The organism is Acinetobacter sp. YH12152 (assembly GCF_013418285.1).
Lineage (GTDB): Bacteria > Pseudomonadota > Gammaproteobacteria > Pseudomonadales > Moraxellaceae > Acinetobacter > Acinetobacter amyesii.
Window position 1 is genome coordinate 35,599 of sequence record NZ_VPCH01000017.1, and the last position, 26,107, is coordinate 61,705.

Genomic DNA, 26,107 nt, shown 5'->3' on the forward strand with positions numbered 1-26,107 from the left:
AACCATGAATCATATTTATAAAACAATTTGGAATAAGTCAAAGAATGCATTTGATGTTGTATCAGAAACAGTTTCTTCTAAAGGAAAAGATACATCAGGTAGTAAAGATGGTGCACAGTCGGTAGTAGGGAAAGTAACAGGCTTTTTTGCGGTACTTACACCTTTGGCGGCCATGCTATTTGTGCAACAAAGCTTTGCAAATGTAGAGGTCCAATCTGGCAATACACGTGTTTATAATGCCAATAATGGTGTACAAGTTATTGATATTGCAACTGCAAATGCAGCAGGAATTTCACATAACCGCTATTTAAATTATAACGTAGATAAATCAGGCCAAGTCTTAAATAATGCCGCGATGAAGTCAGATGCGTTATCTGTGATGACTCAGTTAGCTGGAAAAATTCAAACTAACAAAAACTTGGATAAAAGTGCGCGCGTTATTTTAAATGAAGTTACAGGTACAAATCGAAGTCAGCTAAGTGGTTATATTGAAATTGCAGGAGCTAAAGCTGACCTTGTTATTGCAAATCCGTATGGCATTACATGTTCAGGTTGTGGATTTATTAACACAGATAGAGCAACACTAACAACGGGCACACCACAGTTTTCAACTGATGGCTCAATTAATGGTTACAGTATTCGTCAAGGAAACATCACTGTAAATGGAAATGGCTTAAATGGTTCAGAACAGAACCTTTTACAATTGCTTTCCCGTAATTTGAATGTAGACGGTCAAATTAATGCCAAACAACTTGAAGTTGTTACAGGTGCACATGATTATGACGCTAAAACAGGTCAGGTCACCGCTGTTAGTGACTTACAAAATAATCCTACCTATGCAATAGACTCTACATTGCTTGGAGGGGTTTATGCAGATCGCATTAGTTTAATTTCGTCTGACCAAGGTGTCGGGGTGAAAATGCTAGGAAATGTAGCGGCTAGTGCTCAGGACTTTATTTTAACTGCAGCAGGGAAAATTGAGCTAAAAAACAAAATATCAGCAAAGGAAACAATCAGTCTTCAAAATACCAATGCTTCAGTGCAACAAATAAACCTTGCTGGTAGTTTAAGTGCAAAAAATATTGAAATTGGTTCGCAAGATAATGATCAAATCGACTTAGGTATTACAGATGGAACTATTGATGCAGAAAACAATGCCAACTTTACAACTAAAAATATGGCATTGAATAAGGCTATATTAAATGTCAATGAAAAGCTGAATATCGAGAATAAAGAAAAACTAACGGTTCAAAATTCAACGCTGACTTCAAAAGAACAACTATCGATTGAAAGTGGAACACTGACAACACATGGTGCAACTGAAATAGCATCATTAAGCAGGGATATATTACTTAAAGCACAAAATAATATTGAATTGAACCAAAATACAAAAGTCATTGGACAAAAAAATGTATTGGTTCAGAGTCAATTTGGAAATATTAATATTGACCAAGCGAAGCTTAAGTCGACAACAAGCAAGATTGATATACAAGCTGAAAATATAGATTTAAATGCTGAATCTGATGCGGAATCAGTTCAAATTCAAGCCAATGATCAGCTTAATATTGGTCAAAATAGTGTTTTAAAAAGCCAAAAAACATTGGATATAGCAGCCAAAGATGCAAATGTTCAGGGGCAAATTTTTACAGTACAACAGAAAGCCAATATCGTTAACAATTTAACTATCGGACACGCTTCAGTTTGGTCAGCGACAGATGAGATGAATCTGAATGCTCAAAATATTGAATTGGCAGGTCAGTTATATGCAAAAAATAATAATATCTCGGCTGAAAACAATTTTATAACACAAGAAGATTCGCTTATTTCAGTAGCTCAACAATTGTCACTCTCTGGAGAAAACATACAATTAGCTGGCAAGAATTATGCAGAGAACATTGATGCTACAGCACAATCTATTTTGTTGAAGAATTCTGCAGATTTAATAGCTGAAAGTAAAACTCATCTGAAAGCATCTGATTTGGTTCAAATCGATGGTTATGTCGAATCAAATCAAGTGAAATTAAATTCTGATAAAAATCTAAAAGTGACTCAGACAGGTCTTTTAAATATTATCGGAAGTGTTGAACTACAAGCAAAAGATACTGAATTATCAGGGAAAATATACGCAAATCAAATTAATTCAACAAGCCAAGATTCCATAGTGGTGAATGATTCGGCATCGTTAATTGCCCAAGATCAAGCTACATTACAAGGAACCCATATTAGTTCTAGTGGTCTGATTTTTGCAAAATCACTAGATTTGAATGCAGTTGAAACATTGAAATTAAGCCAGCTAGGTCAACTTGCTGCAACTGATCTAGTGAAGTTGAGTGCAGAAAATATTGAGCTTCTAGGGCAGCTTAAAAGTATTAATTCACAAATTACTGCCATCAATACATTCAATGTCGGAAAGGATGCATCGCTTTTACATCAGAATTATGCAGATATTGTTGCGAAAACAATGTCAATTGAGGGCGGAATTTATGCGCGTAACGCAATTTTAAAAGCTGATGAAAAAATTGACATTAAACATACAGCTGAATTGGTTGCTAACGAAAAAATTTCTGTGAAAGCATCTGATCTTCAACAAGATGGATTGTTAAATGCATCTAACCTAAGCTTAGAGGCAACAGATGAACTAAAATCAGCTGATAGTGCGATTTATTCCATTATTCAAAATGCAGATTTAAAAGCTAAAAATATTCAATTGAAGGGTAAATTTGTTGCTGAAAATGCAGATATACAAGCTACAAATCATTTAATTCAAGACGCAAAAATTAGTGTTCAAAATGAAGCTAAACTAGGTGCACAGGATATAAATGTTAGTCGTACAATTTTGTCTAAAAATACAACTTTGACGGCTGGAAATAATCTTGATTTGAGTAAAAATAGTGTACTGATTAGTGATGAAAATATTGTATTAAATGCAGAAAAGCAATTAAAAATATCTGGTCAAACCAGTTCTAAAAATATTCAAGTACTGACTAAAGGTCAAGCAATTATCGATGATTCTGCAGTTGTTATTGCTGAACAAATAGCGTCAGTTCAAGCTGGAAATATTGACCATGCAGGATGGATTGAATCAAAAAATACATTGCTTACAGCACAAGAAGATTTAATTACGCAAAAAGATGCAGTACTAAATTCTTCACAAAATTTAAGCCTGAATACTAATAAATTAGTTAATGATGGCCTTGCTTATGCTGGCTTAATTGATGTTAATGCAAGTGATATTATTGTTAATCAAGATGGCTTATTCAGTGCATCCGATATGCTTGAGATGACAGCCAAAAAAAGCCTAAACAATTTTGGTAATTTGTTTGGTAAAAATCAATTAAGCATTGATGTTTTAAATCTAATAAATTTGGGTGCAATACAGTCAAATAAATTAAGCTTTAGTGACTTAAATGAATTTATAAACCAAGGATCTATTTTTACGAATTCTAATTTGGATATTCGTGTAAATAGTTTTGATAACAGCACATCAGGTTTGATCAGCAGCAACGCAAATTTAAATATTTTGTCGCGTAAATCAGACATCCAAAATGATGGTTCACTGTTAGCTGTAGATTCTATTAAGCTAGAAACAGCGGATTCCGCTGCTAAAGTATTAAATACTGGGTTGATACAGTCTGAAAATAATATCGATATAATTAGTACTAAACTAGATAATGAAAATAAGATAGTTGCTAAAAATGTTGAGATAGATGCAAAAGATTTAACTAATAAAGGTAATATTTTAGCCTATGATCAATTAGATGTAATAAATAATCAAAGCTTAACTAACTTTGATAAAGCTGTTTTACATGCTGGAAAGCAACTTCATATTACCTCCTCAGGTCAAATTATTAACCAAGGTGATATTTTGTCAGGTGGCCAAGCAAGTTTAATCAGCTTGGATACTAAATCATCAGCTGGAATTCAAAATGATGGGTTAATTATGACCTATTCAAATGATGCAACTGATCAACTTACATTACAAGCAGCAAATATTCAGAATAAAGATATTTCAAGTTCAAACTTGAATTTGAAAACAAATTTATTTCGCAATATTGGGCGTGTAGATGCATTGAATTTACAACTGTCGAAATTGGATTTGACACAAGTATTGAATATTTATAACAATAAAAATGCAGAATTCAATATTTACACGAGTTTTATCGCAGATAGGATTAATTTATTAGATAACTACGGTAGTCTATATTTAAGTGGTAAAAATGCTCCAAATACCGATTTGAATGAGTTGGTTGTTGATACTTTTAATAATAAAGCTGAAGCTTCAGCATATTTTTATAATGCACAACTTAATTTAAAAAATCAGCCTTTCTTTGATAATTTGGGGACATTGACTTTGCATAGTGCTAAATTATTGGCAGATACTATGCAAAATACTGCAACAACAAACTTAATTTCATCTGATTTGATTTTAAATCATAATTTTACAAATGAGATCAATGGTTTTGTACGTGCAGACTCTAAGAATAACTCGATCAAAGCAGCACAGATTAATAATAAAAACTTGATATTTGCAAATGAGAATTCACAGTTAAATATTGATGCAGATTTATTGGTCAATGAGATTGCTTTGAGTAGTGAAGGTGAATCTCTTGATTCTGCCATAGTGTCTAACGGTGAGTTGAATTTAAATACTCAAATTGAGCATGCAAATAAAATTGAAAACTCAGGCAGTATTTATGCCAATGTATTAAGTATTGGTTCAGAATCGAGAAATAATACAGATATTGAGAACAAAAAACATGGCATAGAATTTTCTAGTTATAAAGTACAACAAGATGGTTCTAAGTTATTTACTGATATGGGTTTAGGTGGCATAATTTCAGCTTTAGGTGATATTAATATCTATGCCAATAACTTTACCAACAACTATTTATTGAACAGTAAAAACGGTAATATTTTAATTGACACTAAAGGTGATTTTATTAATTCAACAACTTATATGGGTCATGCACTATCAAATAAGTTAACTTGGAAAATACCAAAAAATGTCGGCATTGGTTGGAATAGTGAAAAGAAGGTAAATAAAACTGGGACGGATGAATTTGGTAATACCATAGTCTGGAATCAGATTGCCTTCCAGGGAGATAAAGGCCATGATAATGGTGTTAATGCGGGCTTTATCACCGAGATTTGGACTAAAAATACTGATTTGTCAGTTAGACCTGATAGTGAAGGAACTGAAGATCAGTATTTTAAAACTTTAACAAATTATCTAAAGCATACTGAGTCCGCTAGCATCATTGCAGACGATGGTAATGTCACGATTAAAGTCGATAAATCTGGGCAAAATTTAGGTGGTCAGATTTATGCGTCTGGCAGTGTAATTGACGGCAAAGGCCGAATTAATTTAGATTTAGCAAAGGATGCAGTCTTTAAAAATGAAAGTTTAGAACTTGTTCGTGATCAAAAAGTGACAGTTCAGTATTTGGCGATCTCTGATGAAGTTGATAAGCCTAGTCGATGGGACGTGGGTGTTTTTCTGGTCAAAGATGGAACAAGCGGCTTTAAAATACCGACAGAACTCAATGGCTTAAACATTGAAGATGATCAGGAAATTAATTATCTTGTTCATTATATTCAAAAAATATTTTATGAATCTTTGTCGGACACGGACAAAGCGTTATACGAAAAACAAATAGCTGTAGGTAATGTCAACATTAAACAAGATGAATTCTTTGCTGATTTAGAACAATATCTTTTTTATAAAGATAAGGTTAAAAATGAAGATATGACTAATGTTGTTGATGTATTTAAGAAAAAAATTATTGCGGGTAATTATTTTAGTTTAGGTAGTCCGCTTACAACTAATTCTGAAAATTATGAACCGACCAAGAAATCCGTTATAGCTGCATCAGCTATCGTTAAGGTAGATGGTAATGGGCATTTTATTAATTCAATTTATGCACAAGATGTTTCTGAAAAAGATAAACCGGAAAATAGTTCAATTTCTAATCCTAAAACTCCTGAACCCGCTAATCCCTTAAATGACTGTAACAAGGAATGCGGGAATATAACTCCAGAAAAACTTCAAAATTTTGAACAAGATACGTCAAAAAATGGTGTAGAGGAGGGATCTGTAGATCCAACCAAAATCGAAGGTGAAGGATCTCCATCAGATCAAAAAGATATTGAAACTGATCAAGATCTTAGTCAAGAAAATAAAGCAGAAATGACGCAAAATGCAGATGATGTTGATCCTGGTGATTCAGAAGAAAAGCCTGAAGAAACCTTGCCTGTTGAACGTCCAGTTTATCCAGTAGATAAAATTCCAACCGTAGATATTAATTTACCGGCGGGTCGTAATACGGAATATATTCAATCTAAAGATCCAACTTCCCAGTATTTGGTAGAGCGTAATCCAATTTATGGCGAATCCGCAGATGTTATTGGTTCAAGTTATTTAAATGAATTATTAGGAATTGATCCTGACGCATTATTAAAACGTTTAGGTGATGATAGCTATGAAATGAATTTGATCCAAAAGCAATTGGACCAGCTTGGTGGGCGAAACGTCTTGGCTTCTGGATTTGAATCACAAGTTGAAATGATTCAACGTCTATTTAGTAATGCTGCTGAAAGTCAAGAAATTTTAAACCTTGAATATGGTAAAGCATTATCTGCGGATCAATTGAAAAATTTAGATACCGATATTGTTTGGATGGTCGAACAAAAAGTTGCTGGTCAAACCGTACTTGTTCCACAAGTGTATTTGAGCTCTAAAACAATCAGTGATATTGAAACTACAGGTTCTGTGTTGCGTGGTAATCTCGAAGTTTCATTGGATGTAAAATCATTTACGAACAATGAATCCACTGTTAAAGGTGGTTATGTAAATATTACTTCTTTAAACGATATTAATAACCTAAGCGGTAAAATTTCAGGTGATGATATAAACCTTACTTCAACTCAAGGTTCGGTAAATAATATTACTAAGGTTTATAATTTTGGTGGTGATGCATATAACGAAACTGTTGTTGGGCCAAAAGCAAGTATAGTAAGCAAAAACTCTTTAGTGATTGATGCTGCAAAAGATATTAATAATATTGGTGCTGCATTAAAAGCTGAGGGAGCCGCTATGCTAAATGCTGATGGCGATATTAATATCTCTGCAATTGAATTTAAAAAAGCGGAAACCAAAAACATTAAGCGCGGTGACGTTATTTATGAGCAAAAAGATGAACAAGGTAATGTAATTGCAACCACGAAGAGTATCGGTAAAGGTACGATGAATTCCCAAACTGTTAATCATGAAGGTTCAGATGTCAGTTTTGGTTCAGATGCAGCAATGATTAGTGGCGGAAATACTGTTATTTCAGGTAGTAAGTTGGATGTTACCGGTCAGCTTTATGTACAAACGGGTGGTAATTTTAAAATTGAATCTGTTCAAGATACTGAACAAGTTACATCACAATCATCTCGTTCAGGCTTTGGTGTTGGCGGTGGTATTTGGGGTAAACAATCTCAAGAAACTAAAGATTTTAAAGGTACAAATAATGCAAGTGAGGTCACAGTAGGAAGTATTATTGTTGACTCTGCAAATAAAATCGTGATTGAGGGGTCAGATTTAAATATTAAAGATAAAGAAAGTTTAAGTATTTTAAGTGGCAAAAAAGGAGTTGATATTCTTGATGGTAAAGATGAACAACACCATGAGAAGAAAACTACAACCACAACATATTTGAAAGCAACCAATAGTGGGCAAAAAGACAATAATAAACCGATCTACGGCACGAAGGCAGAGCAAATTGATTCTGAAGCACCTCAAAGTTTAACGACTCAGAGGTATCTAGATTCAACACAGGATCAAAGTGATACTTTTGCCGAAGCGAATGCAGGTACTGAGATTTCTAAACTTAAGGTTGGGGCTGAAGCAAGTGTAGCAGTTGGTGCGAAAGGAGAAGCTAGTTTAAGGTTCTCAGAAAAGACCGTTGAAGTAGAAAAAAGTGGTGGTACTTCAAGCATAAGTTCAAATGTTAATTCTGCAGGTAGCTTATTAATAACTTCAGAAGAAGGAACTGTAAATGTCCGAGGTTCTAAAGTTGATGTTCAAGGTGGCCTAGGGATTAATGCGAAAGCTTTAAATGTGACCGCTGGACAAAATACTGAATATGCAAGCCGTGATAAAAAAGTGACATCAAGCGGTATTTATTCAGAAGCAGATGCGAGTGCCAACGCAGGAGTGGGTGTAGGTGCGTCTGTCGGTGCAATGGGTGTAAATACTGGGGTAAATGCAGATGTCGCAGCACAGGTTAATACGACAACTACCATTGGTGCTAAGGTCGAAAAAGAATCCGAATCTATGTCGAGCACAACCCATAATTTATCATCACTCAGTTCTGGTACGGGTGGTATGTACATCAATGTAGATGAGACAGCAACTTTCCACGGTGCAAATGTATCTACAGCAGGAAATTTAAAAATAGAAGCTAAGGATATACATAATCTTGCAGTGCAAGATACGCACGAAGAGACGCGCTCAAGTTCTAGTCGATTAGCAGGTGTTTATATTAGTGGGCAAGCAGAAGCAGGAGCGAGTGCAAGTGCGGGTGCTGGAGCTGATGCTAGTAATATTAATCCAGTGCAGGGAAGTGCTCAAGCAAGTGCAGGGGCGAGTGCAGAAGCTGGAGCTGGCTTGCGTGTAGCGACTGAAGACAGCAAAGAATCTTTCAAAAGCGTTACAAATAAAGGCAATACATTTACTGCTGGTGGCGAATTCTCAAGAACAGCATTAAATGGAATTGTAGATGAAGCGACGCAAGTTGATGCAGGTAGCGTATTCCAAAAAGCGGCAACTATTACAGATGTAGCTGTGAGCGATTCTCAAACATATTCGAAAAATTCTTCATCACATGATGCAAGAATCGGGGTCTATGCTTCTGCTGAAGCTGGTGTAAGTGCTTCTGCAAGTGCAAGTGTTGGAGTTGTTGCAGCAGATAGTCAGAGCACATCGAGAAGTACTGGTCTGTCTGCAGGAGTTAGTGCCTCTTACACAGGGTCAGTGAGTTCGGAATCGAGTCATGATACGCAAGCAGTAACATCGAGTTTTGTTGCACGAGAGGGTGGAATAACTTCCATTTCAGAAAATGCAACAACCTTAAATGGTGCTCAGTTCCAGTCAGTTGGTGATATTACGATTCAAGCTGGAGAATTAAACTTCAATGCAGCACGAGATACGCATTCGTCTAGTAGTTCTTCAAAAGATATTGACGTAAGTGCCAAATTGGGACTTGGTCCAGGTAAAGGCGACTTTGAGGCGAGTGCAAGTTATGGACAAAATAACAGTCAGATGCAAAGTTCTCAGGCAGTGGTTGGTAGCTTAGATTCGACGGGTGGTAATATTCGTATTTCAACCACGGGTGATGCAAACTTTGAAGGTACTCGATTTGCCGCTAACAATACATCTATAGAGGGCGAACATGTTAATTTGCGTGCCGCCGAAAATACAGCTAGTCAAAGTTCTACTGGATTTAATGTTGGAGCAGGGTTTTCAACAGGCGCAAAAGCCGATACTCCAGCAGAACAAGTAAAACGGTCAAGTACAAATAATGGAGCTGCGACTACTGAAGACTGGCGCCATGAAGGTGGGGTAAGTGCTGAATTTGATGTTAGTAACTCAAGTTCTAAAACCTATCAAGGTAGTCAAGTCACAGGTACTGGTTTTAGTGTTGTTGCTCGAGCAGGTGGAACAGCCGAAAATCTAAATACTTCAAATGTTAAACCAGATGCGAATTCTGCAAATTTAGATAACTCAAATGCTGAACAAAATGGAGTTAAATTCACGAATATGAATGAAGTACAAAAGAAAAATCAGCAATCTGGATTTGAATTAAGTGGTGCAGCATCTATTGATTCTCAAGATCTTCGGGATGTTCGCAATGCTAGAGACACCTATAATGCACCTAATAGTGCTCCGGGCAGCGTCAGAAAATCGACAGAAACGATTACGTCAAATGTGAACAATAGTCCAGATGATATAAATCTGCTTAATCAAAAAACCAATAGTCGAGCAATAACAGATATTTTGGGTAATGGTCTGAATAAAGTTAAAAATGCAGTTCAGTCAAATGGAACATCACGCCCATAATACTTAAAATAAATTGACTAAATGGCTACCCATGGGTGGCCTTTTGGTTATAGGAGGTTTTATCCCAGTTAATCGAATTAATTGGTTTCCAAGTACATTTTTTTATAGATATGCTTTAGATCTATTCTTTGAAGTAAGAAAAAAATTATAAAATATTTCAATCTTATGAGTATTCTTAATATTGCTATCAACACATTCTGTCAAACTTAAACATTCAATTTTTTTTAACTGAAAATAAAGGAATTCTTAGTATTTATTATAGGAATTATGCTGAGAAACGTGTTTTGCCATCTAGCTGATTTTGCCAATACGCAGTAGAATATGCGCTCTCTTCAAGTCACATTGCGGCTTGGTTCAAAAGACCAGCCCGTGGAGCCAAAATCAGCATGTTTATCGTGGCCGGTGCACCAGCACACTCTTCTTTTAAGAAAACGCAACTATTAACACGTCTATCTTCGATTAGTTCTGTTCAAGAAATTGAAAGCCAATTGGTCTATCTATTTGACCAAACGCTCAGCGAACAGCAACAGCAATCTGCTTTACAGCTGCTTAATGATGGTCAATCTTTTGAATTGCGCCAGCCAGCAAGTGATGAAGTCCAAATATTAGTGACACCACGTGTTGGAACCATCTCTCCGTGGTCGTCTAAGGCAACAGACATTTTTGCCAACTGTAATACACCGGTTCATCGCCTTGAACGCGGTGTTTTGTTTACTTTGAAGGGTGTAAATGCTGTTTCTGATGAAGTAAAACTAGCATTGCATGATCGCATGACTGAAAGCGTTTTTAATGCTATTGAAGATGCTGCGGCACTTTTCTCTGAAACTGAACCAAAGCCTTTAAACTCAATTGATATTTTGGGTCAAGGTAAAGAAGCGTTGGTGAAAGCTAACTCTGAATTTGGTTTTGCGCTTTCTGATGAAGAAATCGATTATTTAACCGATGCATTCACAAAAATGGGTCGCAACCCGCATGACATCGAATTGATGATGTTTGCTCAAGCAAACTCTGAACACTGCCGTCATAAAATCTTTGGTTCAGAATGGACAATTGATGGTGAAGTTCAACCATTGTCATTGTTCCAAATGATTAAAAACACCTATAAAGAATCACCTACAGATGTATTGTCGGCATATAAAGACAACGCTTCTGTAATTGTTGGTTTTGACACACAGCGTTTTTATCCAAAACTAGATGCTGAAACAGGTCACCACGTTTATAAATACAAGAGTCAAGCCGCTCACATCTTGATGAAAGTGGAAACACATAACCATCCGACAGCGATTGCACCATTTGCTGGTGCAGCAACAGGTTCGGGCGGTGAAATCCGTGACGAAGGCGCAACAGGTCGTGGTGGTAAGCCAAAAGCAGGTTTAACAGGTTTTACCGTATCTAACTTGAACATTCCGGGCTTTGAACAGCCATGGGAAGAAAACTACGGCAAACCATCTCGTATGGCATCTCCACTTCAAATTATGATTGAAGGCCCATTGGGTGGTGCAGCGTTTAACAATGAATTTGGTCGTCCTGCGTTAAATGGTTACTTCCGTACATTTGAACAAAATGTAAATGGTGATGTAAAAGGCTTCCATAAGCCAATTATGATTGCCGGTGGTTACGGTAACATCCGTCCTGACCATGTAGAAAAAGATGCGATTCAACCAGGCGATTTACTGATCGTACTAGGTGGTCCTGCAATGCTGATTGGTTTAGGCGGCGGTGCAGCGTCTTCTGTAGACAGCGGTAAGTTGGGTGAAAACCTAGACTTCGCATCTGTACAGCGTGAAAACCCAGAAATGGAACGCCGTTGCCAAGAAGTGATTGATGCTTGCTGGCGCATGGAAGATCATAACCCAATCGTGTCTGTACATGACGTAGGCGCGGGCGGTATCTCAAATGCAATGCCTGAACTTGTGAACGATCACGAGTTAGGTGCGGTACTTGATCTGCGTAAAATTCCATCGCTTGAAAAAGGCATGTCTCCGATGGAGATCTGGTCGAATGAAGCGCAAGAACGTTATGTTTTGGCGATCCGTCCATCATCTTTAGAACTCTTTGAATCACTGTGTGCACGTGAGCGTTGTCCGTTTGCGGTATTGGGTGAAGCGACTGAAGCGCGCCATTTAACCGTTGAAGATCCATTGTTTGAAAACAAAGCTGTGGATATGCCAATGCAAGTGATGCTTGGTGGTACACCACGCATGAGCCGTTCATACGAAACCATTGAACGTAAAGGCGATGACTTCACTGCTGAAACAGTAACAGATTTGAAAGATGCGATTTACCGCGTTCTTAAGAATCCAACTGTTGCATCTAAATCGTTCCTCATCACCATTGGTGACCGTTCGATTACAGGTATGGTTGCACGTGATCAGTTCGTCGGTAAGTGGCAAGTGCCTGTAGCGGATGCTGCAGTAACAACGACTAGCCTTGTTGGTTATACAGGTGAAGCGATGGCAATGGGTGAGCGTCCACCAGTTGCGTTGTTGAATCCTGCTGCTTCTGCACGTTTATCTGTAGCAGAATCAATTTCAAACATCATGTCTGCAAAAATCGACCAGATCAGTGACATTAAATTGTCTGCAAACTGGATGGCTGCTGCAGGTCAACAAGGTGAAGACCAAGCGCTATTCGAAGGCGTTAAAGCCATCGGTATGGAAATGTGTCCTGCACTAGGTATCGCAATTCCTGTTGGTAAAGACTCATTGTCTATGCGTACCACTTGGAATGACGAAGGCATCGATAAATCTGTCACTTCACCAATGTCAGGCGTGATCACAGCATTTGCACCTGTGACTGATGTTCGCAAAACATTGACACCTGAATTGAAAAATATCGAGTCTGTACTGGTACGTATTGATTTGTCTAAAGGTCAATTCCGTCTTGGCGGTTCGATCCTTGCTCAGGTTTATAAAGCAATTGGTTCTGTAACACCTGACGTAGACAGCTTCGATGACTTCAAAGCATTCTTTGCCTTGGTTCAAGATTGGAACAACCGTGGTCTAATCAAGGCTTACCATGACATCGGTGATGGCGGTCTATTGGCAACTGTTGCAGAAATGATGTTCGCTTCACGCCTAGGTGTAGCACTTGAAGATCAATCTGTTGAATCATTATTTGCAGAAGAAATTGGTGCAGTGCTTCAAATCAGCAAAGCGGATTGGGCTGCCTTAGAAGCTGAAGTTGCAGCGTCTAGCCTTAAAGATGCAATTGCAGTTGTAGGTACTGTAAACGATACAGATACTTTAACTGTAAATGGTTTGAGCTTAGACCGTGCTGAATTACAGCAAGCATGGACTGAAGTGTCACATCAAATCCAACGTCTGCGTGACAACGTAGAAACTGCGGATCAAGAATATGCGTTGATCGCGGACAAATCACATGCAGGTTTAATTGCAAAACCAACATTTGATTTGAACGAGCCAATCGAAGCACCGTACATCAATGAACGCCGTCCAAACATGGTGATTCTGCGTGAACAGGGTGTAAACGGTCATGTAGAAATGGCTGCTGCATTCGATAAAGTCGGCTTCAACACTGTAGATGTACACATGAGCGACTTGCTTGCTGGCCGTATCAGTCTTGATGACTTTGAAGGTTTAGTCGCATGTGGCGGTTTCTCTTACGGTGACGTATTGGGTGCAGGCGGTGGTTGGGCTAAATCTGTATTGTTCAATCCAAAACTACGTGACCAATTTGAGAAATTCTTCAACCGTAATGAAACATTCTCTCTAGGTATCTGTAACGGCTGTCAAATGCTGTCTCAGCTTGCGCCGCTTATTCCTGGTGCAGAGGCTTGGCCTCGTTTCCACCGCAATACATCTGAGATGTTTGAAGCACGTGCTGTAAACGTACGCGTTGAAAAATCAAACTCTGTATTGTTAGAAGGCATGGAAGGTTCGATTCTTCCAATCGCTGTTGCTCATGGTGAAGGCCGTGTAGTTGCTAGCGTGGAAAACATTGCAGCACTCAATGCAGGTGATCAAGTGATCTTGCGTTATGTAGATAGCCAAGGCAACCCAACGCAGCATTACCCAATGAACCCGAATGGTTCGCCAGAAGCAATTTCAGGTGTAACGTCTAAAGACGGTCGTGCAACGATTATGATGCCGCACCCTGAACGTAACTTCCGTGCGATTCAGCATTCTTGGAAACCAGAAGACTGGGATCAAGATGGTGCATGGTTACGTATGTTCCGTAATGCCCGTAAATTTATTGGTTAATTGATTTAATCAACAAATTGAAAAGCCCCGAAAGGGGCTTTTTTTATGGCGAAGAGATACTCACCTTTCAGCCGTTTAAATGGTTTAGCTTTTCGTTTAAGATGAGTTGCTAAAATAAAAAATACATTGCTTATGAATCTACAAAAATTAGTAAAAATTTCCTTGATTGTTATTCCGAGTATTATTTTTCTGAATGGCTGTGAAGCGTATATGTGGCGGCAGAATGTTGTACAGCTCAATGAAGTGGAAAAAAGAGGCGGACAACTTCAGCTGAATGTCGATAATAATTTAATGGGAGTGGATGCAGATCTGAATGGTATCCGTGATGACATTGATCTTTATATCACTCAAAATTTTAAGCAAATAGAGCAGCAAAGGGCAGTTAGCCAATATGCAGTGCAATTACAAAAAAGCCTATTAGTGAATAAACTAGACTTAGCGCAGGTTAAACATATTTCATTTGAGAAATCACGTGCGATAGGGTGTATCTATGAACGTTTTCCAGTAGATGAATTACCTAGAGCAATGACGGTTGTTAAAGATATCAGTGCAATTACCATGAATACTAAAATACGTTTTAAAGCGCATTTAGCATTTAGTCAGGCTCTGGATGGAACTGTAATGACATTGGCTAATGATAATTTGTGTAGTAAATAATAAGGTAAAATAATGTCTTAATTTTACCTTATGGAAAAATATTAAAACATTGGTTAAGATGCCTCATTATTATGCCACCTATTTGGTGGTTTTTTGTGTCTGCAACTTTTGTAGTCTCCCATGCTGAACTTGGTTTAGATTTTGCTTTTATATTTGTGGAAACATGCTAGTGTGTAATGTATGCACAATAGCTATGCAAAATAAAAGAAAGATGGATAACTAAACGAGTTCAGTCTCAACACTCATGATGAGGTGATGACATGATTAAAACAGTGGAATATTCGGCAGTTGATAAGTCTGCACTGCGTAGAAAGGGCTGGAAACTTTTTGGTGCAGTGGTGTGTTTGCAGTTGGTGTTTTTAGTTTTGGGTTATGCGTTGCAGATGTAATATTTGAAATATAGAAACCGCCGTGAGGCGGTTTTTTTTATGTGTTATTTGTTGAAAAAGTAGTTCAGAGTTATATAAATGAAAATAATAGATGGAAGAATATAACGTGGTTGAGATATTTGGTTTTTAATAAATGTTGTGGAGTCATTAATTAATTTAGATTGCTTTGAAGTGCTAACTATTTCTTGAGTATTTAATTCAAAAACATCTAGAAGTTCAAATTCATCTAGCAGCCTATTAGATAATTCATTCTCTAAATTATTATTAATTTTCCTTTTATGATAATTTGATGATGTTCTGATTGGGATGCTTGCATCAATCTCAGCTTGTAATGAAAAAAGAAAATTGCAACCTAGGGATCTATAGTTTTGAATTTCTGTAGAGGTTAAATTTATTGAAAAGTCTCTATAAAGATATGGTCTGGAACTTTGGATACAAAAATAAAATTCTTTTTTTTTTCTAAAAGTGCCCAATCTTCTGAATAATCTATCAGTTTCATAGTGTTTGGATCATCAGTGGAAATTTTATCAATATGATGCAAAAGTTTTAAACAAGTAATGTATTCACTTAAATAGAATTCCTGGCTAATAATTTGACCTCTTTCATACGTCTTTAGCTCCCATTTTTCATCTGATATATTTTTAATAGAAATTGCTAGATCAGCTGAATACCCAAAATAGAAATAGTCTTTTCTTACAGTTTGTAAGCATTTTGACATGGGATATAGAATACGTTGGAGGTCAATAATATTCATATTTTTATGGGTGTTTTTTAGCTCAATAGGCAATGTAAAGTTATTCTACTATAAAATTTGGAATTCGATAGGCTGTAAAAAAATGCTCAAACTCATCTATTACGTCCCAGAATCACATCTTGAATCTACCAAACTGGCCGTATTTGAAGCAGGAGCAGGCGGTATAGGCAACTATGAACACTGCGCGTGGCAAGTTTTAGGGAAGGGGCAATTTAAACCTGTAAAAGGCGCAAATCCTTTTATAGGTGAGTTGGATCAGCTTGAATCTATCCCTGAATGGCGTGTGGAAACCATAGTGCCTGAAGATAAAGCGAGTGAGGTCGCAAGGGCTTTAAAAGTAAGTCATCCTTATGAAGAGCCAGCATTTGAGTTTATTCAAATGGTGGATATTCAATTTTAATGATGCTTTTAAATTTTTAAGTTATAGAAAAAAGTAGATACACGAAGGGTGACATGGATGTAACCCGTTAGACAGAGATTCAAGGATGAATCTTCTGTCTAACAAGGGATTTTGGTTACTTTGATCCTTCAAAGTAACGTAATACCTACGCGTTATAAACTAAAGTCACGTAGCTAATTGTGGTTGTGACTATTCTTTTGAAAGCAAATTATATTTTCTGAATAAACAGCTCACGATCAAAACGATACTGAGGGAAGAATACACCATCTTTAGCACGTTCACCTGCACCAATCACCATCACTGGGTATTGCTGTGCATTTAATCCTAAAATCTTCTTCACCAAAGGTTCATCAAAACCTTCCATCATACAACTGTCAAAACCATAGGCGCGTAAAGCCAAAACTAAGTTTTCACAAGCCAATGCTGTAGTTTTGCTCGCCCAAAGTTTAGCATCTGCTTCATTAAATGCTGTTACAGGCAATTGTTTATCCAGTGTACGTGCAACTTTGAAAGCTACTTTCTTAAAGTTACCTAGTGCGTTGAAGTAACCAGTTTTATAGTTATAAGGAATGAACTTGTAATACTTTTGCACAGCTGCAGGTGCTTCAGGAAATGGAAATTCCGAAATATTACGTTTAGCCATTTCATCTACACGGTCGGTACGCGCGACACAGACAATCAATTCAGCAGCAGTTTTTGCCGCAAGTTGCCCTAAGCAAGCTTTCACCAACTGTTTTTTCTTTGCAGGGTTCTGAACGACATAGAATGTCCAAGGCTGTAAATTTGATGAATTTGGCGCAAGCAGGGCAAGGTCTAAGCATTCATCTAAAACATCGTTTGGAATGGCCTTGTCGGTAAACTTACGTACAGAACGACGGCTTTGTACAACTTTTTTAAAATTTTCGATATCGATGCCTTCAGGTGCAGGTTCGTAGTAGCGTTTCTTTTCAGGTTTATTTTCAGTTTGTGATGCTGCAGTCATGTGGAAACATCCAGTTTTTAATTTAGAAAATAGATTGGGGCTGAGATGAAAAAAACCACCCAAATATGAGTGGTTTTTAAGTTCCATTACAAATTAATTGAACTGAGAGAAGTCAGGTTTGCGTTTTTGCATAAAGGCTGCAACAGCTTCCATCATTTCTGGAGAACCTACTCGATCCATGAAAATCTCAGCTTCATGGTCAATCCATGCCACGATTTCATCTACATTATGTTTCATTAATGCTTTTGATTGAACCAAAGAAGCTAGTGGTAGTGCAGATAACTGTGCTGCTTTTTTCGCAGCCGTCGCATAAGCATCTTCTTCAATACTATTGACCAAATTTGCTGAAAGCGCTGTCGCACTATCAAACTTTTGAGCAGTTAACAGTAATTCAGCAGCTTTATGGTAGCCGGCTTGTTGAACCAATAGCTTGCTCGATGCACCTTCAGGTGATAAACCAAGGCTCACAAACGGAATTTGGAATAGGGCGGTATTGTCGCTGTAGACTAGATCGCAATGAAGCAGAATCGTAACACCAATCCCAATGGCAACACCGCGAACCGCAGCGATCAGCGGCTTAGAAAATTGAGCAGCAGATTTTAACAAAATAAAAGGTGCGCCTTCTGAAGCTGGAGCTTGTCCTTTTTGAGCAGCAGATTTCATAAAATCTTGCATGTCATTGCCCGCACTGAAGTCTGCATCTTGACCACGGAGTACTACTACACGCACTGAAGTATCTTGATCAGCTTCATCTAATGCTTTGGCAATCCACAGATATAATTCTGTATACAGCGCGTTCTTCGCCTGAGGTCGGTTAATGGCTAAGGTCAGTACGCCATTGTCCAAATTCGCATTCAAATGTTCATGGGGTTGTTGAATACAGCTCAGTGTCATCGTACTATCCTTGCGTAAAAGTTTCGTTTTGATTTTATGCTCGACATTATGTCGCATATTTCAGCCTGTGGCACAACTGCTCAGTTCATAAAAAGTTTGATTTGATATGAAATATACATTTGATTATTTGGTTTTCATTGGGCGTTTTCAGCCGTTCCATTTAGCACATCTGCAAACCATTAAAATTGCCTTGCAACAAAGTCAATATGTGCTTCTGGCGCTTGGTTCGGCGCAAAATGAACGTAATATCAAAAATCCATTTTTGGCTGTAGAACGTGAGCAGATGATCTTGTCGAATTTTTCAGAGCAAGATCAGAAGCGAATCAAGTTTGTGCATGTGATAGATGTATATAACGATGAAAAATGGCAAAAGCTAGTCAAATCTTTGGTAAATGATGTAGTTGAAACGAATGCAAAAGTCGGTTTGATCGGGCATTTTAAAGATGATTCTTCTTATTATTTAAAATTCTTCCCTGAGTGGGAAATGGTTGAGCTGGATAGTCTAGAAGGGGCCATTTCTGCGACACCGGTACGTGAAGCGTATTATCGTGGTGAAATTCAGCATGATGCTTTTCCTCAAGGTACCGTCGAATTTTTGCAAAAATTTCAACAGACAGACATTTATAAACAACTTCAACACAAATTTATGACTCAGGATAAAACAAATCTGCTATAAAAAAACGCTAAAATTTCTAGCACTACAATGGAGCAAAAAAATAAACATTGTAGTGATTTTAGGCTGTGTTTTATTCAGGAGAAAAACATGAATTTGCGTCACGGAACCTTAGCAAAATATATGGGAGCCTTCGCTTTATGCTGCGTATTGCCCCTACATGCTGCTGAGTGGACGCTAACGCCTAATAGTCAGGTCACATTTGGCATTAAATCTGTGGGGCTATCTATTGTTGAAGGGCGCTTTAATAAGGTTCAATCGAACCTAAAATTTGATCCTGAAATTCCGCATAAAGGTTCAGCGCATTTACTGTTAGATGTAGATAGCATCAGTTTTAGTAATCCAAGCTTAAAGGGATTAATCTTGGGCAGTGAATATTTTGATGCCGCTGAATTTAAGCAAGTGAAGTTTGTAAGTAAACAAATCGAACCCGTGGCTTATGCGAAATATATGATTCGAGGGGATCTCACCATTCGTGGCATCACTAAACCTGTGATCTTCGATACCACACTCACCCCAAGCCCGCAAAATCCAAAAGTGTTGGATGTTCAATCTTTAGCAACCATTAAGCGTAGTGATTTTGGTATGCGTAAAGCACTCGGTGGAGTAGGTGAGCAAGTATTGATACAGCTCAAAGGCCAATGGCGGCTTGAATAACCGTAGTCTTACTGGGTTTAACACATATGATCTTTGGCATGTTGCAGCACAACAGCAGTCAATTTTTGTAATTGAACAGATTGTTGGTTCCAATGATGCCAATACAAGGCTAAATCAATACTGAGTTCTGTTGAAAGCTCTATCAATTTTCCCGCTGCTAACAAGTCTTTGCTTTGATAGTCGGGTAACCATCCATAGCCCAAGCCCATCGTAATGGCATCAAAAAATGCAGTTGAAGAGGGAATGAAATGATGCGGATATTGTGAAGGATTGAGCCCGAAATTTTTCTGAATCGATTGCGTATGCAGGTCATCCTTCTCATTAAAAATCAGTGCAGGCGCAGCCCTTAACGCATTTCGCGTCACACCTTGACCGAACCATCTTTGGATAAAATCAGGGGTTGCTACAAATCGATAATGCATTTCACCCAGATATTCTGCAATGCAGCCCTTCATGGCTTCCGATTCTGTTGTGACACAGGCATTGACTAGTCCTGCTTCTAATAAATGATGTGTTTGTGACTGATCATCGACCTGAAAATGAATCACGATTTTTTCTTCAATTAAGAGATCTTTGAGTAGCGGAAGCAACCATGTCGCAAGTGAGTCAGCATTGGTTGCAATATTGACTTGATAGAAAGCATTCGCCGTTTGTCCTGTTAGATTTTGCAGAAAATTATGTTCTAATAATTTGCTGTGTTGTAAATAATGCAATAAAGATTGGCCTGCAAGTGTTGGACGGCAGGGTCGTTCACGTACAATGAGTACATGACCTAATTTCTTTTCTAAAGTTTGTAACCTGAGCGTGACCGCAGATGCCGTAATATTTAAACGTAGTGCAGCTTGTTCAAAGCTTCCTGTTTCAGCAACTGCAAGAAATGCTTCACTATGTTTGCTTTGTAACATGAGTCACCTATGAGCATTAGAGATTCCATAAACTAAGAAAAACTTAGTTATAATGATATTTATTTATAAATACTTATTTTTAACAATAAGCTTCGATAATAGCAACATTCATTTAATGCTTTGAAAGTGTAGTTAAAAAATGTTGTACAGTTATATGCAAGGGCTCGCAATTGGATTTAGCCTAATTATCGCGATTGGTGCGCAAAATGCGTTTATTCTTAAGCAAGGGTTAAAAAAGCAGTATGTCTTTTGGCTCTGCGCTATTTGTGCTGCTTCTGATTCGATACTCATCTTATTGGGTGTACTCGGATTCTCCCAATTGGTTGAAAGTTATCCGGAAATTGTCAATGGAGCTAAATATTTGGGCGTAACTTTTTTAGCAGTTTATGGAGCACAGCATTTTCTGCAAGCCTTCAAAACTTCGAGCAGTTTAGCGCCCAGTGAGAAGAATGAAACCAAACTATTGAAGTTGGTGCTGATTTGCTTGGCTTTAACGTGGTTAAATCCACATGTGTATCTCGATACGGTTGTGCTGATTGGTTCTATTTCCACGAAGTTTGAATCGACCGCAGTATATTTTGCGATTGGGGCAATTACAGCTTCATGGGTATTTTTCTATGTTCTCGGATATGGTGCGCGCTGTTTATTACCACTCTTCCAAAGTGCAAAGGCATGGAAAGTTTTAGATTTTATTATTGGCGTTGTGATGTGGGGAATTGCAGCCTCATTATTGCTCTAGTTAGAAGCTTCTTATTAAGTTTGAGCCCATTCCTAAAGGAGCGGGCTCAAATCATTACTGTTATGCTGCTTGTAGTGCTTTTAAATCTTCTAAGACTTGTTCTGCATGGCCTGCAGCTTTGACCTTGCGATATTCTTTTACCAGCTTGCCATGATGGAAAATAAAGGTTGAACGTTCGATGCCCATAACCTTTTTGCCATACATATTTTTTTCTTTAATCACGTCAAAATGCTGACATAGCACTTCTTCTTTATCACTGATTAAATCAATGCTTAGATTTTGCTTTTCAGTGAAGTTTTGATGAGCTTTAACCGAGTCACGAGAAATACCGTAGATTGGGGTATTAAGCGCATCAAACTGATTTTTTAAGCATGAAAACCCTATAGCTTGCGTTGTGCATCCCGGTGTTGAATCTTTAGGGTAGAAGTAAACAATCAGCCAGTCATTGTTAAGTTCCGCAAGGTTAACTTCACCTGAGGTGGTTGGGAAGGTTTGATTTGGTAAGCTAATTTCAGTCATGAAGATTTCCTTTTTCGTGTCTTATCCCTAAAGGGGCTTAAACAAAGTATGTGAAATATGACCATCATACAGAATTTACTTTGAACTTAAAGCAATAAAAAAGCCTGCATTTGCAGGCTTTTTTAAGACGAAAAATTATTTTTTCGCTTGAGCAGATTTCATTGCTTCTTCAGTTAAATTTTTTAATTTACCAGTTAACTGAGGACCGAAACATGCTTGAAGGTCTTTATTTTGTTTTTGAACAAAAGCGAGTGTTGCAGGGCTTTTCTTCTGGTTGATTGTGCTTTGGATTTCCCATTTTTGAGCATTGGTTAAACGACCATCTGCTTCAACAGCACAAGTACAGTATTTGCTAACTTCAGCGGCAGTTAGTTTTTTACCTTTGCCAGTTTCTTCTTTACAAACATTAATTAACGAAGATTTTACGTTAGTGCTCTTATATGCTTGTTGAAGCTTGTCGTTGTCAGCGTGTGCAACTGAAGCAAACAATGCAGCTGCAGAGAAAGCAGCAGAAAGAATAATGTTTGATTTTAAATTTTTCATAAACCCTACCTTGTTATTTCGGTATGTAACGTGTCGGATCTTCAACACCTGCGTCAACGAAACCTTGTTTACGAAGACGACAGCTATCGCATTTACCGCAAGCACGACCTTGGTCATCTGCTTGATAGCAAGACACCGTTTGACTGTAGTCTACGCCATGTTCTATACCTAAGCGAATGATATTTGCTTTGGATAAATGTAACAGAGGTGTTTCAAATTTAAGTGGTTTTCCTTCAACGCCAACCTTTGTTGCAAGGCGAGCCATGTTGGCAAATGCTTCGATAAACTCTGGACGACAGTCTGGATAGCCTGAGTAATCAACTGCATTAATACCAATGACAATCGCTTCTGCACCAAAAACTTCCGCCGCAGCTAAAGCATATGACAAGAAAATCGTGTTACGCGCTGGTACATAAGTTACAGGAATACCGGCTTGTTCATGATCAGGAACTTCAATGCTATGGTCAGTTAACGCAGAGCCACCTAAGTTACCTAAATCGATATTAATGACACGATGTTCTACACCAGCCTGCTTAGTTAACTCACGAGCAGCATCCAGTTCTGTCGTAGAACGTTGACCATACATAAAACTTAAGGCGATACATTCATAACGTGCTTGAGCCCAAGCTAAACAAGTGGTTGAGTCTAAGCCGCCAGACAATAAAACTATGGCACGAGGGCGCATATGCATTACTCCAAATAATTCTTTAAAACTTAACGACCAGTTTCATCGTTCCAAAGCAATTTATGTAATTGCAATTGGAAGCGAACAGGGAGATGGTCTTCTAAAATCCATTGTGCTAAATCACGTGCAAGCTGAGGCAAACGAACAGCACCTTTTTCAATGGCAAAGGCCGGAGAGAACCAAATGGTGCTAACTTTTTCGTTTAGCTTATAGCGCTCAACTTGCTGTTTTGACCATTCATAGTCTTCACGATTACAAATTACAAATTTGATCTGATCATGCGCTGTTAAATGGTCGAAGTTGCTAAGCAAGTTTCGTGCAACTTCACCCGATGTCGGGGTTTTTAAATCCATAACCTTTGAAACACGTGGGTCAACTTTAGACACGTCTAAAGCACCACTTGTTTCTAAAGAAACTTCGCAGCCTAAATCGGCCAGACGAGTCATAAGGGGAAGGGCGTTCGGTTGAGCAAGCGGCTCACCACCCGTCACGCAAATATAAGGGGTTTTAAAATCTAAAGTGGTTTGAATAATTTCTTCTAATGATTGGCGTTCACCGCCTTCAAACGAATAGGTCGTATCACAATAAGTGCAACGTAACGGACAGCCCGTTAAGCGGATAAAGACCGTAGGCAAACCTGCGGTATTGGCTTCACCTTGCAATGAATAAAAAATCTCCGTAATACGTAAACCCGCAGACGGATCAGAAACAGGAATAGCGGAAGATCGAAGGGTACTCATAACAAAATTAACCAGATATAAAAAAACAAAAAATCTCTACGATTATTGCTAACCGTAGAGACGAGGAGCGATAGAAGCTCCACGGAACACGAATGCTCCGCTGAAATAAAACTTAGTCTTCGCGTAATAATTCGTTCAAGCTTGTTTTCGCACGAGTTTTCGCGTCAACTTTTTTCACGATTACTGCAGCATATAGGCTGTATTTACCGCATTTAGAAGGCAGGCTGCCAGAAACCACAACAGAGCCAGCAGGAACACGACCGTAATGGATTTCGCCAGTTTCACGGTCATAAATCTTAGTCGATTGACCAATGAATACGCCCATTGAAATCACAGAACCTTCTTCTACGATCACACCTTCAACGATTTCAGAACGCGCGCCGATAAAGCAGTTGTCTTCAATGATTGTTGGGTTTGCTTGAAGTGGTTCAAGAACGCCACCAATACCAACGCCACCAGATAAGTGAACGTTTTTACCAATTTGAGCACATGAACCAACAGTTGCCCATGTATCAACCATTGTACCTTCGTCAACATATGCACCAATATTGACATATGAAGGCATCAATACAACATTTTTTGCTTGGAAAGAACCTTTACGTGCTACAGCAGGTGGTACTACACGTACACCAGCAGATTTAAATTGTTCTTCAGTCCAGTCAGAGAACTTAGTATCTACTTTGTCATAGAAGCGTAAGTCACAAGCTTCCATTGGTTTGTTGTCGTTCAATTTGAATGAAAGCAAAACGGCTTTTTTCACCCATTGATGAACAATCCATTCACCATCAATTTTTTCAGCAACACGTAATGTACCGTTGTCTAGGCCAGCGATCACTTCTTCTACTGCTGCGCGTACTTCAGCAGGACAGTCAGCTGCAGTGAAATTAGCACGGTCTTCAAACGCTTGTTCAATGATTGTTGAAAGCTGAGACATGTTCTTCCATCCAGAAAAAAATTTTCCAAGATTTTACACTAAATCGAGTCAAAAATAGATGATAAATCGGCCTAGGATCGGAATTAATTATTAAGCAAGCACTAAAACCAAGAAACTAAGAGTGATCAATGTAGCATTTTCATAAGGTTTGTATAAAAAATACGCAAAATATACAGAATTGTTATCAAGCACCATTATTATATTTAAAAAAATGAAACAAAAACTCTTTATTAATCAATATTAAAATCTAAATGTATCAAAAGTTAACAAAAAATCAGTAAATTTGCATAAATGTTGAGCTGTGTTTCCTTTTAACATGTGCCATATAACAAGTCTGTAAAATCTGAATAAAAGTTTATTTTGAGGAGAAACACATGAAATCATTACGTTTATTAACAGTAGCTGCTCTACTTACTGCTGCAGGTACTGCAATGGCAGATACCTCTGTAGTTCATGATGGCTATGCATTTGATCAAAACCAACTTATCCCAACTGGCGCTCGTCTAGAAGTGGGTACGACGGGTTATGGTGGTGCGTTACTTTGGACTGCGAACCCATACGTCGGCCTTGCATTAGGTTATAACGGTGGTGATATTTCATGGTCTGATGATTTGTCAATCAATGGCACTAAATATGACATGGATATGGATAACAGCGTTGGCTACTTAAATGCAGAAATTCGTCCATGGGGCGCAAGTACGAGTCCTTGGGCACAAGGCTTATATGTTGCTGCAGGTGTAGGTTATATCGATAATGAATACGGTCTAAATAAACATAATAAAAATGCCGAAGGTACGATTAAAGTTGATGGTACGAGCTACACTGGCATTGGTGGTGTGAAAGGTAACTTATCTTATGATAACGACATTGCGCCTTATGTAGGTTTAGGTTTTGCACCAAAATTAAATAAAAACTTTGGTGTATTTGGTGAAGTAGGTGCTTATTACACTGGCAACCCTACTGTGAAACTTCAAGAGTACGGTAATCTTCAAAACTCTGTAACAGGCTCACCTTCAATCAGCGAATCTGTAGATAATGAGGCACGTAAAATTGCAAACGATGACAAATATGAATGGATGCCAGTAGCTAAAGTAGGTGTGAGCTACCATTGGTAAGTTCTTACTGAAATAAAAAAACGAGCTTCGGCTCGTTTTTTTTGTTTTTAGAAAGCGTTTAAAATGTGTGTAAGCGTCCGCTGAACACACCTTATGAATTCATCCTATAAGCCTTAATTTAGTCCCCACTTAGAAACAAGTGGGGACTTAAATTTATGACTACAAATCATCAGACATCCATCGCATCTCTTGCGAA

Annotated in this window: 18 protein-coding genes; 9 read left to right on the top strand and 9 right to left on the bottom strand. The window is 38.1% G+C overall.

Features of this window, described 5'->3' with window-relative positions:
* Positions 1-4 precede the first annotated feature (4 nt).
* From FTU83_RS07460 to FTU83_RS17400, 4 genes are all read left to right on the top strand, one after another.
* Complete coding sequence (locus tag FTU83_RS07460; RefSeq protein ID WP_180106000.1) at positions 5-10,102, top strand: hemagglutinin repeat-containing protein; 10,098 nt, start codon at positions 5-7, stop codon at positions 10,100-10,102.
* A 386-nt stretch (positions 10,103-10,488) separates the two neighbouring features.
* Complete coding sequence (purL, locus tag FTU83_RS07465) at positions 10,489-14,325, top strand: phosphoribosylformylglycinamidine synthase (protein WP_180106001.1); 3,837 nt, start codon at positions 10,489-10,491, stop codon at positions 14,323-14,325.
* A 132-nt stretch (positions 14,326-14,457) separates the two neighbouring features.
* Positions 14,458-14,982 carry a hypothetical protein gene (locus FTU83_RS07470; protein ID WP_180009961.1) on the top strand — a complete coding sequence of 175 codons (525 nt, stop codon included), beginning with the start codon at positions 14,458-14,460 and terminating at the stop codon, positions 14,980-14,982.
* 260 nt (positions 14,983-15,242) lie between these two features.
* Positions 15,243-15,371 carry a KGW motif small protein gene (locus FTU83_RS17400; protein WP_257222543.1) on the top strand — a complete coding sequence of 43 codons (129 nt, stop codon included), beginning with the start codon at positions 15,243-15,245 and terminating at the stop codon, positions 15,369-15,371.
* A 391-nt stretch (positions 15,372-15,762) separates the two neighbouring features.
* Here the strand turns inward: FTU83_RS17400 and FTU83_RS07475 are convergent, their stop codons facing one another.
* The gene (locus FTU83_RS07475; protein ID WP_180106002.1) at positions 15,763-16,158 is read right to left on the bottom strand and encodes a hypothetical protein; all 396 of its coding nucleotides are present in this window, start codon (positions 16,156-16,158) and stop codon (positions 15,763-15,765) included.
* A gap of 49 nt (positions 16,159-16,207) precedes the next feature.
* Here FTU83_RS07475 and FTU83_RS07480 point away from each other — a divergent pair, with 49 nt between their 5' ends.
* Complete coding sequence (locus FTU83_RS07480; RefSeq protein ID WP_078192030.1) at positions 16,208-16,525, top strand: NGG1p interacting factor NIF3; 318 nt, start codon at positions 16,208-16,210, stop codon at positions 16,523-16,525.
* Positions 16,526-16,733: 208 nt separating this feature from the next.
* Here FTU83_RS07480 and FTU83_RS07485 read toward each other — a convergent pair whose 3' ends face one another.
* The gene (locus FTU83_RS07485; protein ID WP_180106003.1) at positions 16,734-17,507 is read right to left on the bottom strand and encodes a nitroreductase family protein; all 774 of its coding nucleotides are present in this window, start codon (positions 17,505-17,507) and stop codon (positions 16,734-16,736) included.
* 93 nt (positions 17,508-17,600) lie between these two features.
* Complete coding sequence (locus tag FTU83_RS07490; protein WP_078192396.1) at positions 17,601-18,401, bottom strand: enoyl-CoA hydratase-related protein; 801 nt, start codon at positions 18,399-18,401, stop codon at positions 17,601-17,603.
* A gap of 106 nt (positions 18,402-18,507) precedes the next feature.
* Between FTU83_RS07490 and FTU83_RS07495 the strand changes: the two genes are divergently transcribed.
* The gene (locus tag FTU83_RS07495) at positions 18,508-19,077 is read left to right on the top strand and encodes a nicotinate-nicotinamide nucleotide adenylyltransferase (RefSeq protein WP_180106004.1); all 570 of its coding nucleotides are present in this window, start codon (positions 18,508-18,510) and stop codon (positions 19,075-19,077) included.
* Between the two features lie 87 nt (positions 19,078-19,164).
* The gene (locus tag FTU83_RS07500) at positions 19,165-19,731 is read left to right on the top strand and encodes a YceI family protein (RefSeq protein WP_171262626.1); all 567 of its coding nucleotides are present in this window, start codon (positions 19,165-19,167) and stop codon (positions 19,729-19,731) included.
* A gap of 17 nt (positions 19,732-19,748) precedes the next feature.
* Here the strand turns inward: FTU83_RS07500 and FTU83_RS07505 are convergent, their stop codons facing one another.
* A complete protein-coding gene (locus FTU83_RS07505) occupies positions 19,749-20,636 on the bottom strand; it encodes a LysR family transcriptional regulator ArgP (RefSeq protein WP_180106005.1) in 888 nt (295 codons plus the stop codon).
* Between the two features lie 139 nt (positions 20,637-20,775).
* On the opposite strand from FTU83_RS07505, the gene FTU83_RS07510 reads away from it, so the two are divergent.
* Positions 20,776-21,375: a LysE/ArgO family amino acid transporter gene (locus FTU83_RS07510; RefSeq protein WP_180106006.1), complete on the top strand. Its 600-nt coding sequence runs from the start codon at positions 20,776-20,778 to the stop codon at positions 21,373-21,375.
* A 60-nt stretch (positions 21,376-21,435) separates the two neighbouring features.
* Here the strand turns inward: FTU83_RS07510 and FTU83_RS07515 are convergent, their stop codons facing one another.
* The 5 genes from FTU83_RS07515 to dapD all read right to left on the bottom strand — a co-directional run bounded on the left by FTU83_RS07515 (position 21,436) and on the right by dapD (position 24,796).
* Positions 21,436-21,894 (bottom strand): peroxiredoxin, encoded by a 459-nt coding sequence (locus tag FTU83_RS07515; protein WP_180094965.1) that lies wholly within the window; start codon positions 21,892-21,894, stop codon positions 21,436-21,438.
* 135 nt (positions 21,895-22,029) lie between these two features.
* Entirely contained in the window at positions 22,030-22,437 is a 408-nt protein-coding gene (locus FTU83_RS07520; protein WP_078192024.1) for a hypothetical protein, read from the bottom strand.
* A 13-nt stretch (positions 22,438-22,450) separates the two neighbouring features.
* Complete coding sequence (queC, locus tag FTU83_RS07525) at positions 22,451-23,122, bottom strand: 7-cyano-7-deazaguanine synthase QueC (protein WP_078190349.1); 672 nt, start codon at positions 23,120-23,122, stop codon at positions 22,451-22,453.
* A 29-nt stretch (positions 23,123-23,151) separates the two neighbouring features.
* Entirely contained in the window at positions 23,152-23,862 is a 711-nt protein-coding gene (queE, locus tag FTU83_RS07530; RefSeq protein ID WP_180034363.1) for a 7-carboxy-7-deazaguanine synthase QueE, read from the bottom strand.
* Between the two features lie 112 nt (positions 23,863-23,974).
* Positions 23,975-24,796 (bottom strand): 2,3,4,5-tetrahydropyridine-2,6-dicarboxylate N-succinyltransferase, encoded by an 822-nt coding sequence (gene dapD, locus FTU83_RS07535; protein ID WP_180106007.1) that lies wholly within the window; start codon positions 24,794-24,796, stop codon positions 23,975-23,977.
* Between the two features lie 374 nt (positions 24,797-25,170).
* Here dapD and carO point away from each other — a divergent pair, with 374 nt between their 5' ends.
* On the top strand, positions 25,171-25,911 hold the full coding sequence (gene carO, locus FTU83_RS07540) for an ornithine uptake porin CarO (RefSeq protein ID WP_180073575.1): 741 nt from the start codon (positions 25,171-25,173) through the stop codon (positions 25,909-25,911).
* Positions 25,912-26,107: the final 196 nt, after the last annotated feature.

Bases quoted from the DNA above. Each gene is read 5' to 3' on its own strand.
- FTU83_RS07490 (WP_078192396.1), bottom strand. From the start codon at position 18,401: ATGACACTGAGCTGTATTCAACAACCCCATGAACATTTGAATGCGAAT.
- FTU83_RS07515 (WP_180094965.1), bottom strand. From the start codon at position 21,894: ATGACTGAAATTAGCTTACCAAATCAAACCTTCCCAACCACCTCAGGT.
- FTU83_RS07505 (WP_180106005.1), bottom strand. From the start codon at position 20,636: ATGTTACAAAGCAAACATAGTGAAGCATTTCTTGCAGTTGCTGAAACA.
- FTU83_RS07480 (WP_078192030.1), top strand. From the start codon at position 16,208: ATGCTCAAACTCATCTATTACGTCCCAGAATCACATCTTGAATCTACC.
- queC (WP_078190349.1), bottom strand. From the start codon at position 23,122: ATGCGCCCTCGTGCCATAGTTTTATTGTCTGGCGGCTTAGACTCAACC.
- queE (WP_180034363.1), bottom strand. From the start codon at position 23,862: ATGAGTACCCTTCGATCTTCCGCTATTCCTGTTTCTGATCCGTCTGCG.
- FTU83_RS07500 (WP_171262626.1), top strand. From the start codon at position 19,165: ATGAATTTGCGTCACGGAACCTTAGCAAAATATATGGGAGCCTTCGCT.
- FTU83_RS07520 (WP_078192024.1), bottom strand. From the start codon at position 22,437: ATGAAAAATTTAAAATCAAACATTATTCTTTCTGCTGCTTTCTCTGCA.
- FTU83_RS07495 (WP_180106004.1), top strand. From the start codon at position 18,508: ATGAAATATACATTTGATTATTTGGTTTTCATTGGGCGTTTTCAGCCG.
- FTU83_RS07470 (WP_180009961.1), top strand. From the start codon at position 14,458: ATGAATCTACAAAAATTAGTAAAAATTTCCTTGATTGTTATTCCGAGT.
- carO (WP_180073575.1), top strand. From the start codon at position 25,171: ATGAAATCATTACGTTTATTAACAGTAGCTGCTCTACTTACTGCTGCA.
- purL (WP_180106001.1), top strand. From the start codon at position 10,489: ATGTTTATCGTGGCCGGTGCACCAGCACACTCTTCTTTTAAGAAAACG.
- FTU83_RS17400 (WP_257222543.1), top strand. From the start codon at position 15,243: ATGATTAAAACAGTGGAATATTCGGCAGTTGATAAGTCTGCACTGCGT.
- FTU83_RS07510 (WP_180106006.1), top strand. From the start codon at position 20,776: ATGTTGTACAGTTATATGCAAGGGCTCGCAATTGGATTTAGCCTAATT.
- FTU83_RS07485 (WP_180106003.1), bottom strand. From the start codon at position 17,507: ATGACTGCAGCATCACAAACTGAAAATAAACCTGAAAAGAAACGCTAC.
- FTU83_RS07460 (WP_180106000.1), top strand. From the start codon at position 5: ATGAATCATATTTATAAAACAATTTGGAATAAGTCAAAGAATGCATTT.
- dapD (WP_180106007.1), bottom strand. From the start codon at position 24,796: ATGTCTCAGCTTTCAACAATCATTGAACAAGCGTTTGAAGACCGTGCT.